Here is a 15,686-nt window from a genome sequence, read left to right as displayed (position 1 = left end):
CTACACAAACCCGTGAACCGCGACACTTCTGTTCAGAAGTCTTCGAGGTCGTTGCGTTGCCTGCGTTCGGCGTCGGCCTTCAGGTGGCTCACATTTTCGCGCCAGAGATAGGACGCACCGAAGACCATGGCGAGGCAGATTGCGAACATCGCCGCGATCATCAGGTCGCGCGCGGCGGTGTGGGACAGAAGGCCCTGCAGCGCGCTGCCGCCCGGCGAGGAAAAGGGCAGGTAGCCGTCGAACAGCATCGCCCCGCCATTCGTTCCCGAAAGAGGGGCGGCCTGCCATGATTGCTCGGCCGAAGCCCCGGCCGGCGCGAACGCCGTCAGGACCGGCAGCGCCGCAAAAGCAAAAATCCCGCGTTTGATGAGAATCGAGCGCCTGGCGATCCCTCTCGCCATCCGTTTGACCATCCTCATATGCCTTCTCCTTCGGCAATGTTTCAGCGCATGGCCATAACGCCATGTAAATGCGTCGTCTTCTGGGTGAAAGGTGGTCCAACACGAACCATTTTGAGGCGGAATCATGGGAGGGGATTTGTGCCGTCACAGGCGTTGAGGCGTCGGAATATCTGCGGTTGCGCCCTGAAACGGTCAATCCGCGACGATAGCGCTTGAAACCGCAGGCGAATTGCGTTTAGACCAAACGCTTGGAAGTTGTCGCTTGCTACAGCGCTTTCCAAGGATCAATCTAGATATCAGGACATTGAAAATGGCCCTTCTTGCTGACGCTCTCTCTCGTGTGAAGCCTTCCGCCACCATCGCCGTGGCGCAGAAAGCGCGCGAACTCAAAGCGAAAGGCCGCGATGTCATCAGCCTTGGCGCGGGCGAGCCGGATTTCGATACGCCCGACAACATCAAGGCCGCCGCGATCGACGCGATCAACCGCGGCGAGACGAAGTATACGCCGGTGGCCGGCATCCAGCCGCTGCGCGAGGCGATTGCCGCCAAGTTCAAGCGCGAGAACAACCTCGACTACACGGCCGCGCAGACGATTGTCGGCACGGGCGGCAAGCAGATCCTGTTCAACGCGCTGATGGCGACGCTGAACCCCGGCGATGAAGTCGTGATCCCCGCGCCCTACTGGGTCTCCTATCCGGAAATGGTGGCGCTTTGCGGCGGCACGCCGGTGTTCGTCTCGGCCACGCAGGAGCACGGCTTCAAGCTTCAGGCCGAAGATCTCGAAAAGGCGATCACGCCGAAGACCAAATGGTTCATCTTCAACTCGCCGTCCAACCCCTCGGGCGCGGCCTATACCCATGACGAGTTGAAGGCGCTGACCGATGTGCTGATGAAGCACGAGCAGGTCTGGGTCCTCACCGACGACATGTACGAGCACCTGACCTTTGGCGACTTCAAGTTCGTGACGCCGGCGGAAGTGGAGCCCGGCCTCTATAACCGCACGCTGACGATGAACGGCGTCTCCAAGGCCTATGCGATGACCGGATGGCGTATCGGCTATGCCGCAGGCCCGGCCGAACTGATCAACGCGATGACCACGATCCAGAGCCAGCAGACATCCGGCGCCTGCTCGATCGCGCAGTGGGCCGCCGTGGAGGCGCTCAACGGCAATCAGGACTTCGTGACCGAGAGCAAGAAGGCCTTCGAAAAGCGTCGCGATCTGGTGGTCTCGATGCTCAACCAGGCCCCCGGCATCGAATGCCCGACGCCCGAAGGCGCGTTCTACGTCTATCCGTCCTGCGCCGGGCTGATGGGCAAGACCTCGCCGGGCGGCAAGGTGATGGAGACCGACGAGGATTTCGTCACCGAGCTTCTGGAAGCGGAAGGCATTGCGGTCGTTCACGGCTCGGCCTTCGGTCTCGGCCCCAACTTCCGCATTTCCTATGCGACGTCGGAAGCCGAGCTGGAAGAATCCTGCATGCGCATCCAGCGTTTCTGCAACGCCTGCAGGTAAGGCCCGCGCTCCGGTTTCGTGACGGAAGCAATTTGAAAACGGGGCGTGCCGCAAGGCGCGCCCTCAGTTTGTTCCCAAACGTCTCCCCATATTCCGAGTCATCCTCGGGCTTGACCCGAGGATCCAGGCCGCCCGGCAGGGGCTTTGTAAATCGTAGCAAATTCAAGGGGCTAATTCGCCTGGATGCTCGGGTCAAGCCCGAGCATGACCCAAGAACGAAGGGTCGATGACAGATGATGGACCAAGCTTGGTGCTTCGTCAGCAGCCTCGTGGGCGTGCCGCAAGACGCGCCCTTTTTCGTTGCGGGTCGCGGCGTGATGCAGCTATAGACTGTCACCGCGTTTGCCGGACTTGCTTCAGGCGGCGCGGGGTCTGAATGAGTGCGGGAGATCATGCGCAACGCCTTCCACGACAATCTCTTGCTGCGCCGCCTTGTTGCGGCGGGATTTCTGGCGGCGTGCCTGCTGCTGCTCGCCGCCATCGGTCCCGCCGTCGCCCAGAGCGCGCCAGCGCCACAGGCAACCGTCGACGCGCCGATGACGGTCGGCGTGCATGCCCTGCCGCCCTATGTCATGCAGAACAAGGATGGCAGTTGGTACGGGCTCGGCATCGACATGCTGAACACGATGGGCGGTCGGCTCGGCAAGACGTTCCGTCTGGTGGAAGTCCTGCCGGAGACGATGGTGCAGGATGTGGCGGGCGGCAAGCTCGACATGGCGCTGGGCGGAGTGCCGATCAATGCGGCCGACGAGGCGGTGATCGATTTCTCGGTTCCCTATTACAGCGGCGACCTTGGCGTCGCGCTGCGCGTGGTCGACAAGATCGGCCCGACGATGATGTTCCAGCTTCTGACGTCGCCAGCCTTTCTCTATATGCTCGGCCTGCTCACCGGGCCGGTCTTCGTCATCGGCGCGTTGATCTGGCTCCTGGAGCGGCGGGCCAATCCCGAACAGTTCGAGCCGCGTCCCGCGCGCGGCGTCTTTTCCGGCTTCTGGTGGGCGACCGTGACGATGACCACGGTGGGCTATGGCGACAAGGCGCCGGTGACCTTCTTCGGCAGACTTCTGGCGATGGCCTGGATGTTCACGGCGCTTATCCTTGCCGCGATCACCACCGCGCAGCTGGCTGCCGGGCTGACTTCGTCGCTGCACACCAATTTCGTTGATAACATCCACGATCTCTCCGGGCTGACGGTCGGCACCATCGCCGATTCGCCGGCCGCCACCGAACTCGGCCTGCTCAACCTTTCCTTTACCACTTTCGAGACCGTTCCGGACGGCCTCGATGCGCTTGAAAACCACGATATCGACGCGCTCGTCTATGACCGGGCGATCCTGCAATGGTCGCTCGACAACTACCGTGACCTTTATCTGAGCAATCTGGAGTTCATGCAGCAGAACTACGCCCTGATCCTTCCCCAGAACGATCCGGAGCGCGACGCGATCAACGTCGCGATCCTGCAGACGCTCGAGTCCCAGCAATGGCATCTCATCCTTGAGCGCTATCTGGCGTCGGGCGTGCGTTAGGCACCCTTGACCGATCTGCCGATATAGGCGGACATGCCTTTGACCAGCGCATCGAAGACGACGCGGCAGCGGGGCGAGCGACGCAGGTCCTCGTGCATGGCGATCCAGAGCGGGAGGTGGAACGGGATCTGGCCGTGCAGCACCTCCGTCAGCGCGGGATCGCGCTCGCCGAGCGGCCGCTGGCAAAGGCCGAACCCGCAGCCGGCGCGAATGGCGGCAAGCTGGGCGAGGTTGCTGTCGGAGCGGAAGGTGAAACCGGGCACGGCGAAGTCCGGAAAGGCCTCCAGCACATCGCGCACATAGGAAAGTTCGCGGTCGAAGCCGATTGTGGGCCGGCCCATCAAATCCCCGATCGTCTGCGGCACGCCGAAGCGGGCGATGATATCCTGCCGGGCGAAACACCCGATCGGGATCTTGCCGATATGGCGCACCACCAGCGCCGCCTGGCTGGGCTCCACCAGCCGGAGCGCGATGTCCGCCTTCCGGTTCAAAAGGTCCTCGACCGCATCGGAAACCGAAAGTTCGAGTTCCAGCCTGGGGTAAGCGGTCATGACCGGCGCCAGGATATCCGGCAGGACTTCCACCGCAATGACATCGGAAGCGCTGATGCGTACGCTCCCGGAGACTTCGTCGCGGGTCTCGGAGGAGGCCCGGCGCATGGCGTCGGCCGAGGCTGCCATGGCCTCGGCCAGCGGTTTCATGGCGCGTGCCGTGTCGGTCGGCTCCAGTCCGCGCTGCGAGCGGGTGAAAAGCTGCTGGCCGGCGTCGCGCTCCAGCGCCTCGATATGGCGGCCAACGGTCGGCTGGGTCAGGCCCAGACGCCGCGCGGCGCCGGAAAGCGATCCGCTTTCAAGCACCGCCAGAAAGGTGCGGTAATAATCCCAACTCTGCGTATCCATAAAATTATGTATACCAATGGAACGATTTTATACAATTCCGTTTAATGAGATTTACCCCGATATTGCGGTCACACTCGAATGAAGGAGACGGAAATGTCAGACATGAACAGACAACCCGTGGCGCTTGTTCTTGGAGCCACGGGCGGCGTTGGCGGCGCTGTGGCCCGGGCGCTCAATGATCGCGGCTACCATATCCGCGCGCTCAATCGCGACCCGTCCAGATTGGACGGACGTCTGGCGCATTATGAATGGATCAAGGGCGATGCGATGCGCCGCGCGGACGTGGAGAACGCGGCGCGGGGCGCTGAGCTGATATTCCACGGCGTCAACCCGCCCGGTTACAAGGACTGGGACAGACTGGTGCTGCCGATGCTGGAGAATACCATCGGCGCGGCGCGCCTTGCCAATGCCCGCATCCTGTTTCCGGCCACGATCTATAATTTCGGGCGCGATGTATTTCCCTATCCGAACGAGGACAGCCCGCAGAACCCGCACACCCGCAAGGGACGCATTCGGGTCGCGGTGGAAGAGCGTCTCAGGGAAGCGGCCTTTGAGGGCACCCAGGTCATTCTGGTGCGCGCGGGCGATTTCTTCGGCGGCGGCGCCGCGGGCAATAGCTGGTTCGGGCAGATGGTCAAGCCGCATGCGCCGCTCACCCGGGTCACCAATCCGGCAACGCCCGGCGTCGGCCATCAATGGGCCTATCTGCCCGATCTCGCCGAAACCTTCGCTGGGCTCAATGACAGGGCAGGGCAGTTGCCGAAATTCGCCAATTTCCATTTCGAGGGCTTTTACGATGCCGACGGCATGCAGATGATCGAGGCGATCCGCCGGGTTTCCGGCGACCCGAAGCTGAAAGTCAGCCGGTTTCCCTGGTTCATCGTGCCTCTGCTTGCGCCGTTCATGACCCTGATGCGTGAGGTGCTGGAGGTGCGCTATCTCTGGAAGGAGCCGATGCACATGACCAACGAAAAGCTGGTTGCCGTTCTGGGCCGCGAGCCGCGCACCCCGCTCGATACCGCGATCCGCAATGCGCTTGAGGATATCGGCGTCACCCTGCCGCGCTCCTCCGCCCCGGAACCGCTGCGCATCAAAGGCCCAGTATCGAGAGCATGATGAAGGTGGCAAACAGCACGAAATGGGTCATGCCCTCGATCGCATTGGTCTCGCCGTCATTGATGTTGATGGCGGCGACGACCAGCGTGATGGCGGTCATGGTGATCTGAACCGGGGTCATCGCCATTGTGAAGGGCTGGCCGGTGAAAAGCGCGATTGCCTCGATCACCGGAACGGTCAGGATCACCGTTGAAAGTGACGCGCCAAGCGCGATGTTGACGACCGCCTGCATGCGGTTGGCGAGTGCTGCGCGCAGGGCGGTCAGGATTTCCGGTCCGGCCGCGATCGCCGCGACCAGTATGGCGGTCAGCGCCAGCGGCGCGCCGGTCCCTTCCAGCCCGTCATTGAAAAAGGCGGCCATGAACTCGGCGAGAAGCCCGATCACGGCCACGCCGGCGATGAGGGTGATGACGGAGACGGTGGTCGAGCCTTCCTCCGCTGCATGACCGGTCTCGCCTTCGGTGGCCTTCTTCATGCGCGGATAGCGATAGGCGAAGAAATAGCTGTGCTGGCCGACCTGCAGCTTCAGGAACAGCGCATAAAGCGCGATCATGGCGGCAATGGTGAAGCCGGAATAGATATGCCAGCTTGCCTGCGGCACGAAATCGGGCACGACCATGGAAATGCCCATGGCGGTCATGATCATCACCGAATAGGTTTTTCCCGAATCATCATTATAGGGCTGTTCGCCGTGCTTCAGCCCGCCCAGCAGCGCCGCCAGCCCGAGAATGCCGTTAATGTCCAGCATGACGGCGGCATAGATCGTGTCGCGCACCAGCGTCGGCTGCTGGCTCTCGCGCATCATGATCACCAGGATGATCACCTCCACCAAGACTGCGGACAGCGTGAGAATCATGGTGCCATAAGGATCGCCGGCCTTGGCGGCGAGGATTTCGGCGTGGTGGGCGACGCGCATCGAGGCGCAGGCGATCGACACGACCAACAGGGCGGCGGCCAGAAGCGAAAAGATCTGCCCGGCATGCATCACGTCATGTTCCAGGAACAACGCAAGCGCGCCAACAGGAAGCGCCTGCAGCAGCAGGATTTCACCGCGCAGAAAGGTCAGCATCGATTGACAAGGCCCCCGTGATGGCGCCAATGGCGGCGCATTGATCCGTGAGCGCTTCTGGTGATCTTAGCCGCCGAGGGGAGGGTAGTCGACATAACCCTTGGCATCGCCGCCAAAAAGCGTTCTCTGATCCAACGCATTAAGTTGGGCATTGATCCGCAGCCGGCGCACCAAATCCGGATTGGCGATGAAGGCGCGGCCGAAGGAGATCAGATCGGCCCGCTCCTTTTCAAGCGCGTCGATGGCGAGCTGGCGGTCATAGCCATTGTTGAGCATCCACGCGCCGGACCCATCTGTGCGGTAGTAGGTCTGGCGCATTTCCTCGTAGTCGAAAGGCCGCGGGCCCTGGCTGTAATTGCGGTCCCCGCCGGTCGCGCCCTCGATGACATGGATATAGGCGAGGTCGTAGGCGCTGAGCTGGCTTGCCAGGTAATTGAACAGAACCTGCGGATTGTCGTCATGCACATCGTTGGAGGGGGCCACGGGCGAAAGCCGGATCGCCGTGCGGCCGGGCCCGATCTCCCGCGAAATCGTGCCGACGACGTCGAACATGAAGCGCGCCCGGTTCTCGATCGGGCCGCCGTAGAGATCGGTGCGCTGGTTGCTGCCGGAGCGCAGGAACTGGTCGATGAGATAGCCGTTGGCGGCATGGATCTCGACACCATCGAATCCGGCCTCGAGCGCGCGGGCGGCGGCGCGGCGGTAATCGTCGATGATTCCCGAAATTTCGAACGGCTTCAGCGCGCGCGGCATCGAGGTCTCGATGAAGTCGCTGGTCGCGTCGGAATAGACCACGAAGGTCTTGGCGCGGGCCTGCAGGGCCGATGGCGCCACCGGCGGGTCACCGAAGGGCTGGAGCGATTTGTGCGATACCCGGCCGACATGCATCAACTGGCAGAAAATCTTGCCGCCGGCCTCGTGCACCGCCTTGGTGACATTCCGCCAGCCTTCAACCGCGGCATCGCTGTAGAGGCCCGGCGCGTTGGAATAGCCCTGGCCCTGTTCGGTGATCGCGGTGGCTTCCGAAATGATCAGGCCCGCGCTTGCCCGCTGGCGATAATAGTCGACATTGAGCTCGTTCGGAACGGCTTCAGGCGAGCGATTGCGCATCAGCGGCGCCATAATGATCCGGTTCTCGATTGTGACATCGCCGATCGTTATGGGGTCAAAGAGGTTAGCCATCAAATTCCTTCCGGTGCCTACTTGTAGCGGAGGCCCGGCGCAGGTGCAATTTACAGCCTCCGTCCCGGCTTGCCGTTGCGACGGCGGCTTTTGCAAGCTTGCCTGCCGTCTTTCTACATGGCTTACGCTCTAATGTATAAACCAAAAGAAAGCGTTTACGCACCTCAAAGGTAAGCGGTTCGAAGGATGCTGGCGATGCACAAAAAAAAGGGCCTCCGAAACGGGGCCCTTGTAAGTGTGAAGGTAAAACCTCCAGAGGGGAACAGCTGCTGCAATACGGCTGGGATGCCGTATCGAACGCATCAGCTATAATCGATATGGTTCTTTTTTGTGCGCGTTGCAATAGTTTTCATCGCAGATTGCGGAAAAAAACAACAAATTCGTGCGGGCAAAAAAAGAGGGCCACCGGAAAAACCGGGGCCCTTTGAGTTAGAAGGTCTCTCAAAACCTCCAGAGGGGAACAGCTGCTGCGGTGCACCAGGGAGAAGTTGGGCACCACCTGCATCAGCTGCGAGCTATATGCCCCTGAATTAGGCATTTCACAATGCATCTTTGTGCATGGCTGCCATGCGAAAGATGAAAAATGCAGCAGATTTTGCTTAAAATTAGGACGAACGACGATACAGCCTAAAAAATAGGCGGAATTCACCAAGGTGTTGACAACCCTCTTCACCCCCTCGGCGTCATCCTCGGGCTTGACCCGAGGATCCAGGCAGGTTGGTACAGCGTTAAAACAAACCTATAATTCAATTGGTTGGTCAGTATGGATGCTCGGGTCAAGCCCGAGCATGACCCCTTTGGCGGGATCAGCAAGCATCAACACCTCTGAAGCCGCGGTTCTGTCAGCAGTTTGAATTTAGACGCATGTTTTTCATGATAACGCGGCTGCGAGCGAAGGATCAACGCCGCAGCCGAAGGGGAGGGAGCTCAGTAGCTCCAGTTGCGGGCCTTGGCGACGATGAAATCGCGGAAGACTTTCAGCTTGGCGGAGTTCTTGAGTTCGTCCGGATAGCAGAAATAGGTGTCGAAACTTGGCACATCGGCGTGGGTGACGAGCTGCAGCAGGCCGGGATCGCGGCCGACGATATAATCCGGCAGCATGACGATGCCGATTCCTAAAAGCGCCGCCCGCTTGATCGAGGTCAGCGAGTTGATCTGCAGATGCGCCGGACGCGGGCTGTCGGGCGAGCGACCGGCGATCTCCAGCCAGTTCACGTCGAGCAGATAGGCGGGCGCCGGTTCGCCGAAGGTGATGATTCGGTGGTTGTCGAGGTCTTCCAGCGACTGCGGCTCGCCATGCCGGTTGATATAGGAGGGCGAGGCGTAGACATGCATGTGCACGGTAAACAGCTTGCGCTGGATCAGGTCCGGCTGCTGCGGCTGGCGCAGGCGGATCGCGCAATCGGCGTGGCGCATGTTCACGTCCAGCTCCTCATTGTCGAGGATGAGCTGGATCTGCATGTCGGGATAGAGCTGGAGGAATTCCTGCACCTTATCGGTAAGCCAGCCCTGGCCGAGGCCGACCGTGGTGGTGACCCTGAGCTTGCCCGACGGCTTTTCCTTGGTCTCGGTCAGCCGTGAGCGCACGCTTTCGAGCTTCAGCAGCACATCGTTGGCGGTGCGGTAAAGCAGTTCGCCCTGTTCGGTGAGAATCAGGCCGCGGGCGTGGCGGTGAAACAGCTTGACGCCGACATCCTGTTCCAACGCGGAGACCTGCCGGCTGATCGCTGACTGCGAAAGATGGAGCTTGTCGGCGGCATGCGTGAACGATCCTGCCTCCGCCGCGGCATGAAAGATCCTGAGCTTGTCCCAGTCCAGAGGCATGCTCGTGCTTTTCATTTACCCTACTCCGCGGCAGCCAGCGTGCCGGTCTTTTGCCCTGTCAGAAAGCGTTCCGCCTCAAGCGCCGCCATGCAGCCCATGCCGGCCGCCGTCACGGCCTGACGGTAATTGTCGTCGGTGACATCGCCGGCGCCATAGACGCCCTCAATGCTTGTCTTGGTGGTGCCCGGCTCGGTCCACAGATAGCCGTTGGGCTTCAGGCGGAGCTGGTCGCGGATCAGGTCGACCTGCGGCGTGTGCCCGATCGCGATGAAAACGCCATCGGCGGGGATGGTCTGCTTCTCGCCGGTCTTGACGTTCTTCACCGCGACGCCGGTCACTGATGGCGGAAGCGGCGGCACGGCGCTGGTGCCGACGATTTCCTCCACCGCGTGATCCCAGACGATCTTCACGTTTTCCAGCGCGAACAGCCTTTCCTGAAGGATCCGCTCGGCGCGGAACGTGTCGCGGCGGTGCACGACCGTCACGGTCTTGGCGATATTGGCGAGGTAGAGCGCTTCCTCCACCGCTGAATTGCCGCCGCCGACCACGACCACATCCTTGCCGCGATAGAAGAAGCCGTCGCAGGTGGCGCAGGCCGAAACGCCGCCGCCATTGAAGGTCTGCTCGCTCTCGAGACCGAGCCATTTGGCCTTGGCGCCGGTCGCGAGGATGACGGTATCCGCGATCCAGGTTTCACCGGAATCGGTGGTGGCGGTGAAGGGGCGCTTGGACAGGTCGAGCTTGGTGACGATATCGTTGACGATCTCGGTCCCGACATTTTCCGCCTGGGCGAGCATCTGCTCCATCAGCCACGGGCCCTGAATCGGATCGGCAAAGCCCGGATAATTCTCGACATCGGTGGTGATCGTCAGCTGTCCGCCCTGTTCGAGCCCTGCGATCAGCACCGGCTTCATCATCGCGCGCGCTGCGTAGATCGCGGCGGTATAGCCGGCGGGGCCGGAACCAATGATGAGCACCTGGGTGTGGTGGTCTGCCATCTCAAAATCCTTTTGGCGCGCCACAAAGAGGGGCACGCCGCAACAGTTGCAAGTCTGCCCCCATTTATGGCTGGAAGGCCGTCTGTTTCAAGGCCGGACGGCAAGCTACCAACAGACCATTTCTCCCAGTTGAAAGAATCTGGCTGTATGTTGTAATAAAATTGCGTATACGCCCGATTTTCCCGCCGCAGGAGCCCTTGATGCGCGCCGATCTCGATTCTGTCGATCTTAAAATTCTGCGCGAACTCCAGCGGGACGGTCGCATGACCAATGTCGAACTCGCCGAGCGGGTCGGCATTTCCGCACCGCCATGCCTGCGCCGGGTGCGCCGGCTGGAGGAGGCGGGCATCATCGAGGGCTATAACGCGATGCTGAACGGGCCGAAGCTCGGCTATGATCTCGTCGCCTTCTGCATGGTCGGGCTGAAGCATCAGTCGGAGGTGGAGCTCAAGGCGTTTTCGCGCGCCAGCGAGGACTGGCCGATCGTGCGCCAGGCCTGGATGACCTCGGGCGAAACCGACTTCCTGCTGCATTGCGTGTGTGAAAACCTGATGCAGTTCCAGGATTTCGTCATCGAGGTTCTGACCGCAAACCCCCATGTCGATACCGTGCGCACCATGCTCACCATCCGCCAGATCAAGAAGGAAGGTCTGGTGGCGATCTAAGGCGCTGCCGATGAGCCAGAGCGGAAGTCCTGGCTCTGGCGATGTCTACGCGCTCATCACCGCCTCATAGGCGGAAAATTCCTTCTCCAGCATCATCTCCACGGTGAAATTGGCGAGCACATGGGCGCGTGCCGCTTGCCCCATTGCCTTCAGCCGCGCCGGGTCGGCAAGCGCCGCGTCGATGGCCTCGGCAAGGGCGTCGGCGTTTGCGGGCGGGACCAGAAAGCCGGTCTCGCCGTCGATGATCGTCTCGAGACTGCCGCCATGGGCGGTCGCGATCACGGGCGTTCCCATCACCTCCGCCTCGATCGCCACCCGACCGAAGGCTTCCGGGCGAGTGGAGGTCGAGACGACGAGGTCGGAAGCGGCCATGATCGCCGGAATGTCGCGACGGCTTCCGGCGATGGTGACGCGGCTGCCAAGGCCGCGCTCGGCGATCAGCGCCTTGAGGTCGGCGATAATGCCTTCATTGCCCGATCCGACGATGGCGAGATGCCAGGTCTTGTTCGCCGCGCGATCGGCCGCCTCAACGAGGTAGCGATGGCCTTTCCAGTCGGTGAGGCGACCGACAATGGTGACGAGCGGCGCGCCGTCTTCCGCCCCGAGGTCTTTGCGCACGCTTTCGCGCTGTTCATCGCTGACAGTGGCAGGGTCGAACAGCGTCGTGTCGACGCCGCGCGGGGAGAGGATGATGCGCTCGGCCGGGAAGCCGTAGACCGAGATGATGTGGTCGCGGATGAAGGCGGAATTGGCCACCACGACCGGCGCCTTCAGCATCACGCTGTTATAGGCCCGCTTGAACGCGTTGCCGTGGCTGTAAACGCCGTGGAAGGTGGTCAGAAACCGGGGCTTGCGACGAGACAGGCGACAAGCCAGCCAGCCGGCCCAGGCCGGCGCGCGGCTGCGGGCGTGCACGATATCGATCCGGTTGTCATCGATGACGCGCGCAAGTTTCCTGGCATTGGCGACAATCGCGAGCGGCGATTTGCGGCCTACGTCGAGCGGAATGTAATGCGTGCCGGTGGCCTTCAGCGGCTCCAGAAGCGGGCCGCCCGCGCTCGCCGCCCAGTTTTCGATATGCCTGCGGGCGAGATAGGACGCCATTTCCACGGTGCCGCGTTCAACGCCGCCATCGCCGAGCGCCGGCAGCAGTTGCAGAATTCTGGACTGGGTCTTATTCATGCGAGCCAACGCCGCATATCGTGATGTGTTTCGTCAAATTCGGGCTTGCTCCGTCTGAAACTGGGGATAAAAAGGTTTCCGGAGAAGAGGGGCCTCACAACCCATCCGAATTTTCCCCCATTCTAAATTACTGCCAAGGTTGCATTCGATGTGCCATATTACCTACATGGCTGACAAGTATCTCGGCCTCGCTCTGACGCGTCGGGTTCCCGCCGGAATTTCAAGGATTTGAACTTGCAGACCATCGTATGCATGAAATGGGGAACACGTTACCCTGCGCTCTATGTGAACCGTCTCTGGTCCATGATCAAGCGACACACCGTGCGCCCAACGCGGCTGGTGTGTTTTACCGATGACCCCACCGGCGTTGATCCGGCTGTTGAAGTCTTTCCGCTTCCCGAAATCCACATTCCGGATGCGATCGCCTGGACGCCGTGGCGCAAGCTGTCGCTGTGGCAGTCTCCGCTTGCGAATCTGTCGGGCGATGTCCTGTTTCTCGACCTCGATATCGTCATCACAGGCGATATCGACGCAATGTTCGATTACAAGCCGGGCGTTTTCTGCGCCTGCGAGAACTGGACCCAGATCGGCAAGGGAATCGGTAACACCTCCGTCTTCCGGTGGAATGTCGGGCGCAATACCCATATTTTCACCGATTTCGAGGCGGATGGCGAAGGCATTTGGCGCAAATACGGGATCGAGCAGGTCTATATTTCCAGGGTCATCGACCGGATGGAATTCTGGCCGCGCGACTGGTGCGTCAGTTTCAAGCACACCCTCGTGCCATACTGGCCTCTGAACTTCTTCAGAACGCCAAAGCTTCCCGAAAACGCCAAAATCGTCGCATTCACCGGCAAGCCCGATCCCGACGAAGCGGCGATCGGGGCCTGGCCGGTCGAGCAGGCCTGGAAGAAAATCTACAAATACGCCCGGCCGACGCCGTGGATCGACGAATACTGGCAGTAACGCTCAGGTGGAGGCGCGGCGCTTGCTCTTCATGGCGTAATAGGGCGTGCGCTTGCGGTAGACCGGCTTGCCGACGCGCTGACGCGAACGGAACAGCCGCTTCTTCGGCACGGATCCATCCTGACCCGCATGGGCGGTGAGGAAGCCGAGGCCGAACGCCAAGAGACCGACCAGGGCCAGCGCCGAGCCGCTGCCGGCCGGATGTTTGCGGGCGGTGCGGGCCAGCGCATCCACCTCGTCGCGTACCATCGCGCTGGCGCGTTCCACGGGTGTTTTCTGGGAAAAGCGCAGGCGATCCATGATGTCGCTTGCGGAAGTCTTCTGTTCGAACATGTCTGTACTCCCATGCGTTTTGCGCGACCGTCGCATTAAATTGCGGCGGTAAACGGGCTTCGCGGTGCGCTCGAAAGCCACGCCGCGAAGTCCAGTCATATAACGCGAAACCAGGGGCGCCGGTTCCTTGAAGGGCTGCATGCCCATCCGGCGCGGGACGATCCTTTAGATGAACAGCATGGCCGCGACGAAAACGAAGGCGGCTCCGATCAGGATCGTATGCAGGGAACGTGATAAGCTCATATCGTCTCCTCCATTTATGGTTACGAATATATGACTATTTTCGGCGCTGACAAAGCGATTTTGTTGCTGCGGTGCGCAAACTGCGGCGAAAAAGCGGATGCCTGTTCGCGCATCACGCGGCGATCGTCGTGCCTAAACCCTTCAGGAACAAGGGGTTAAGGGGCGATACCTTTTGGTTATATAGTGATTGCTCAGGCTTATATCTTTTTTTCCACCGCGCGGGACGCTTGAGCTTTTCAGGCGTTACCGCCTATGTTCTGATCCATAGCAAATCGAAAGGAAATCGATGGAGCAGGTTGTCCACGAAGCCGTTGCGCAGGCCGGGTCCCATGGCGGCGATTTTGCGGCTGTCGCGCTGGTCATCGCCGTTGCAGCGCTCGCCGGTCTCGGTTTTCTGTGGCTCAGACAGCCGCCGCTCGTCGGGTTCATTCTGGCTGGCATCCTGCTCGGACCCACCGGCCTGGGGCTGATCGAGAACAATGACAGCGTGGCCTTTTTGGGCGAAATGGGCGTTGTCGTGCTGCTGTTCTTCATCGGCATGGAGCTGTCGATCAAGGCCTTCGTCATCTCCCTGCGCCAGGCGCTCCTGGTGGTCGGCGGCCAATTGGTCAGCGCGGCCGTGCTGGCGGTGCTGATCGGCCTGCTGCTGGACGTGACCACCCGCGAGATCGTGATTCTGTCCTTCGTCATTGCGATCTCCTCGACCGTGGTGGCGATGAAGATGCTGGACGAGATGGATGCGTTGCGCGGCGATGCCGGTCGGATCGCGGTCGGCGTGCTGATCGCGCAGGATATCGCGGTCGTGCCGATGCTGATCTTTGTCTCGAGCTTCGGCGGGCAGGGGTTCGATATCACCGCGACCGCGATTCGCGTGATGGTGGCCGTGGGCATCATGGCGGGGCTGCTCTGGTATTTCGGCCGTTTCGGCAAGCTCAAGGTGCCGTTCGCGGAAAAGGTGGAGGACAAGGTGGAACTGCTGGCGCTCGGCGCGCTGGCGCTGTGCTTTTCAGCGGCCGCGATTTCGGGCGTTGCCGGGCTTTCGCCCGCCTATGGTGCGTTTCTCGCCGGCATCTGCATCGGCAATTCCACCCTGCGCAGCCGTGTCATTCCCGTGGTCGAGCCGATCCAGAGCGTTCTGCTGGTGATCTTCTTCCTGTCCATCGGCCTGTTGATCGACCTGACCTTCATCTGGGACCATCTCGCGATCGTCCTGCTGGCCGCCGTCGGTGTCGTCGCGGCGAAATCAGTGCTGAACGTCATGTTCCTGCGCTGGACCGGCTCTTCGCCGCAGACGGCGCTGATCGCCGGACTTTCCATGGCGCAGGTCGGCGAGTTCTCGTTCGTGCTCGCCGCCGCCGGGCTGGCCGCCGCGGCACTCAGCGACGATCTCTATCGTCTCGTGATCGCGGTCACGGCAATCACGCTGCTGGTCTCGCCGGTCTGGGTTTCGGTGATGCGCCGCGTGGAGGCGACGCTGACGGAGGGGCTGGAAAGCTACCGCAATGCCCTTGCCGTCGCCTATGCGCAGGAGCTGCGCGAGGTCGGGCGCGGCCGGGCCTTTGTAGGCCACGCGGTCGCCGGCTCGCGCGCAAGGCTGATCGCCTTCAACCACGCCCGCCGCGAACGCCGCCGCCGCAAGGCGGAGCACCGGACGGAGAAAAAGGCGGCCAAGCGGGCGAAGGCTTTGCCGGCGCGGTCCGAGCCCGGCGACGACCCGCATCCGTGACAGGGGTTGCGCTGCGGCAAGCCGTGGGGCTAACCTGACGTCG

General features: G+C 61.6%; 14 protein-coding genes. 6 read left to right on the top strand and 8 right to left on the bottom strand.

Annotated elements, in window-relative coordinates; all coding sequences use genetic code 11:
• Positions 1 to 32 precede the first annotated feature (32 nt).
• Positions 33 to 419, bottom strand: coding sequence for a hypothetical protein (locus K7H91_RS03515; protein ID WP_230718837.1), 387 nt, complete (start codon positions 417 to 419; stop codon positions 33 to 35).
• Positions 420 to 711: 292 nt separating this feature from the next.
• Here K7H91_RS03515 and K7H91_RS03510 point away from each other — a divergent pair, with 292 nt between their 5' ends.
• A complete protein-coding gene (locus K7H91_RS03510; RefSeq protein ID WP_230718836.1) occupies positions 712 to 1,914 on the top strand; it encodes a pyridoxal phosphate-dependent aminotransferase in 1,203 nt (400 codons plus the stop codon).
• A 392-nt stretch (positions 1,915 to 2,306) separates the two neighbouring features.
• Positions 2,307 to 3,440 carry a transporter substrate-binding domain-containing protein gene (locus K7H91_RS03505; protein ID WP_230718835.1) on the top strand — a complete coding sequence of 378 codons (1,134 nt, stop codon included), beginning with the start codon at positions 2,307 to 2,309 and terminating at the stop codon, positions 3,438 to 3,440.
• Here the strand turns inward: K7H91_RS03505 and K7H91_RS03500 are convergent.
• Complete coding sequence (locus K7H91_RS03500) at positions 3,437 to 4,339, bottom strand: LysR family transcriptional regulator (protein ID WP_230718834.1); 903 nt, start codon at positions 4,337 to 4,339, stop codon at positions 3,437 to 3,439. The two genes, K7H91_RS03505 and K7H91_RS03500, sit on opposite strands and share 4 nt — an antisense overlap.
• Before the next feature lie 102 nt (positions 4,340 to 4,441).
• Between K7H91_RS03500 and K7H91_RS03495 the strand changes: the two genes are divergently transcribed.
• Complete coding sequence (locus K7H91_RS03495) at positions 4,442 to 5,455, top strand: NAD(P)H-binding protein (RefSeq protein ID WP_230718833.1); 1,014 nt, start codon at positions 4,442 to 4,444, stop codon at positions 5,453 to 5,455.
• Here the strand turns inward: K7H91_RS03495 and K7H91_RS03490 are convergent.
• The 4 genes from K7H91_RS03490 to trxB all read right to left on the bottom strand — a co-directional run bounded on the left by K7H91_RS03490 (position 5,430) and on the right by trxB (position 10,528).
• Positions 5,430 to 6,524 carry a calcium:proton antiporter gene (locus K7H91_RS03490; protein ID WP_230718832.1) on the bottom strand — a complete coding sequence of 365 codons (1,095 nt, stop codon included), beginning with the start codon at positions 6,522 to 6,524 and terminating at the stop codon, positions 5,430 to 5,432. The genes K7H91_RS03495 and K7H91_RS03490 overlap by 26 nt on opposite strands.
• A gap of 66 nt (positions 6,525 to 6,590) precedes the next feature.
• Positions 6,591 to 7,706, bottom strand: a complete 1,116-nt coding sequence (locus tag K7H91_RS03485; protein ID WP_230718831.1) for an alkene reductase — start codon at positions 7,704 to 7,706, stop codon at positions 6,591 to 6,593.
• Positions 7,707 to 8,633: 927 nt separating this feature from the next.
• Entirely contained in the window at positions 8,634 to 9,530 is an 897-nt protein-coding gene (locus K7H91_RS03480) for a LysR family transcriptional regulator VtlR (RefSeq protein ID WP_018066549.1), read from the bottom strand.
• Between the two features lie 20 nt (positions 9,531 to 9,550).
• Positions 9,551 to 10,528 carry a thioredoxin-disulfide reductase gene (gene trxB, locus K7H91_RS03475; protein WP_230718830.1) on the bottom strand — a complete coding sequence of 326 codons (978 nt, stop codon included), beginning with the start codon at positions 10,526 to 10,528 and terminating at the stop codon, positions 9,551 to 9,553.
• Between the two features lie 197 nt (positions 10,529 to 10,725).
• Between trxB and K7H91_RS03470 the strand changes: the two genes are divergently transcribed.
• Positions 10,726 to 11,193: an Lrp/AsnC family transcriptional regulator gene (locus K7H91_RS03470; protein WP_230719010.1), complete on the top strand. Its 468-nt coding sequence runs from the start codon at positions 10,726 to 10,728 to the stop codon at positions 11,191 to 11,193.
• 45 nt (positions 11,194 to 11,238) lie between these two features.
• Here K7H91_RS03470 and K7H91_RS03465 read toward each other — a convergent pair whose 3' ends face one another.
• Positions 11,239 to 12,375 (bottom strand): glycosyltransferase family 4 protein, encoded by a 1,137-nt coding sequence (locus K7H91_RS03465; protein ID WP_230718829.1) that lies wholly within the window; start codon positions 12,373 to 12,375, stop codon positions 11,239 to 11,241.
• Between the two features lie 234 nt (positions 12,376 to 12,609).
• On the opposite strand from K7H91_RS03465, the gene K7H91_RS03460 reads away from it, so the two are divergent.
• Positions 12,610 to 13,341: a hypothetical protein gene (locus K7H91_RS03460; RefSeq protein ID WP_230718828.1), complete on the top strand. Its 732-nt coding sequence runs from the start codon at positions 12,610 to 12,612 to the stop codon at positions 13,339 to 13,341.
• Positions 13,342 to 13,344: 3 nt separating this feature from the next.
• On the opposite strand, the gene K7H91_RS03455 is transcribed toward K7H91_RS03460, so the two are convergent.
• A complete protein-coding gene (locus tag K7H91_RS03455) occupies positions 13,345 to 13,674 on the bottom strand; it encodes a hypothetical protein (protein ID WP_230718827.1) in 330 nt (109 codons plus the stop codon).
• A 529-nt stretch (positions 13,675 to 14,203) separates the two neighbouring features.
• On the opposite strand from K7H91_RS03455, the gene K7H91_RS03450 reads away from it, so the two are divergent.
• Complete coding sequence (locus tag K7H91_RS03450) at positions 14,204 to 15,643, top strand: cation:proton antiporter (protein ID WP_230718826.1); 1,440 nt, start codon at positions 14,204 to 14,206, stop codon at positions 15,641 to 15,643.
• Positions 15,644 to 15,686 lie beyond the last annotated feature (43 nt).

Source organism: Martelella mediterranea (assembly GCF_021021415.1).
Taxonomy (GTDB): domain Bacteria; phylum Pseudomonadota; class Alphaproteobacteria; order Rhizobiales; family Rhizobiaceae; genus Martelella; species Martelella mediterranea_C.
Note: the sequence above shows the minus strand (reverse complement) of the source record. Positions and strands in the feature narration are given on the sequence as shown.

What these genes read in the sequence shown, in the direction of transcription:
- K7H91_RS03515 (WP_230718837.1), bottom strand. Translation starts at nt 419, where the DNA reads ATGAGGATGGTCAAACGGATGGCGAGAGGGATCGCCAGGCGCTCGATT.
- K7H91_RS03510 (WP_230718836.1), top strand. Translation starts at nt 712, where the DNA reads ATGGCCCTTCTTGCTGACGCTCTCTCTCGTGTGAAGCCTTCCGCCACC.
- K7H91_RS03505 (WP_230718835.1), top strand. Translation starts at nt 2,307, where the DNA reads ATGCGCAACGCCTTCCACGACAATCTCTTGCTGCGCCGCCTTGTTGCG.
- K7H91_RS03500 (WP_230718834.1), bottom strand. Translation starts at nt 4,339, where the DNA reads ATGGATACGCAGAGTTGGGATTATTACCGCACCTTTCTGGCGGTGCTT.
- K7H91_RS03495 (WP_230718833.1), top strand. Translation starts at nt 4,442, where the DNA reads ATGAACAGACAACCCGTGGCGCTTGTTCTTGGAGCCACGGGCGGCGTT.
- K7H91_RS03490 (WP_230718832.1), bottom strand. Translation starts at nt 6,524, where the DNA reads ATGCTGACCTTTCTGCGCGGTGAAATCCTGCTGCTGCAGGCGCTTCCT.
- K7H91_RS03485 (WP_230718831.1), bottom strand. Translation starts at nt 7,706, where the DNA reads ATGGCTAACCTCTTTGACCCCATAACGATCGGCGATGTCACAATCGAG.
- K7H91_RS03480 (WP_018066549.1), bottom strand. Translation starts at nt 9,530, where the DNA reads ATGCCTCTGGACTGGGACAAGCTCAGGATCTTTCATGCCGCGGCGGAG.
- trxB (WP_230718830.1), bottom strand. Translation starts at nt 10,528, where the DNA reads ATGGCAGACCACCACACCCAGGTGCTCATCATTGGTTCCGGCCCCGCC.
- K7H91_RS03465 (WP_230718829.1), bottom strand. Translation starts at nt 12,375, where the DNA reads ATGAATAAGACCCAGTCCAGAATTCTGCAACTGCTGCCGGCGCTCGGC.
- K7H91_RS03455 (WP_230718827.1), bottom strand. Translation starts at nt 13,674, where the DNA reads ATGTTCGAACAGAAGACTTCCGCAAGCGACATCATGGATCGCCTGCGC.
- K7H91_RS03450 (WP_230718826.1), top strand. Translation starts at nt 14,204, where the DNA reads ATGGAGCAGGTTGTCCACGAAGCCGTTGCGCAGGCCGGGTCCCATGGC.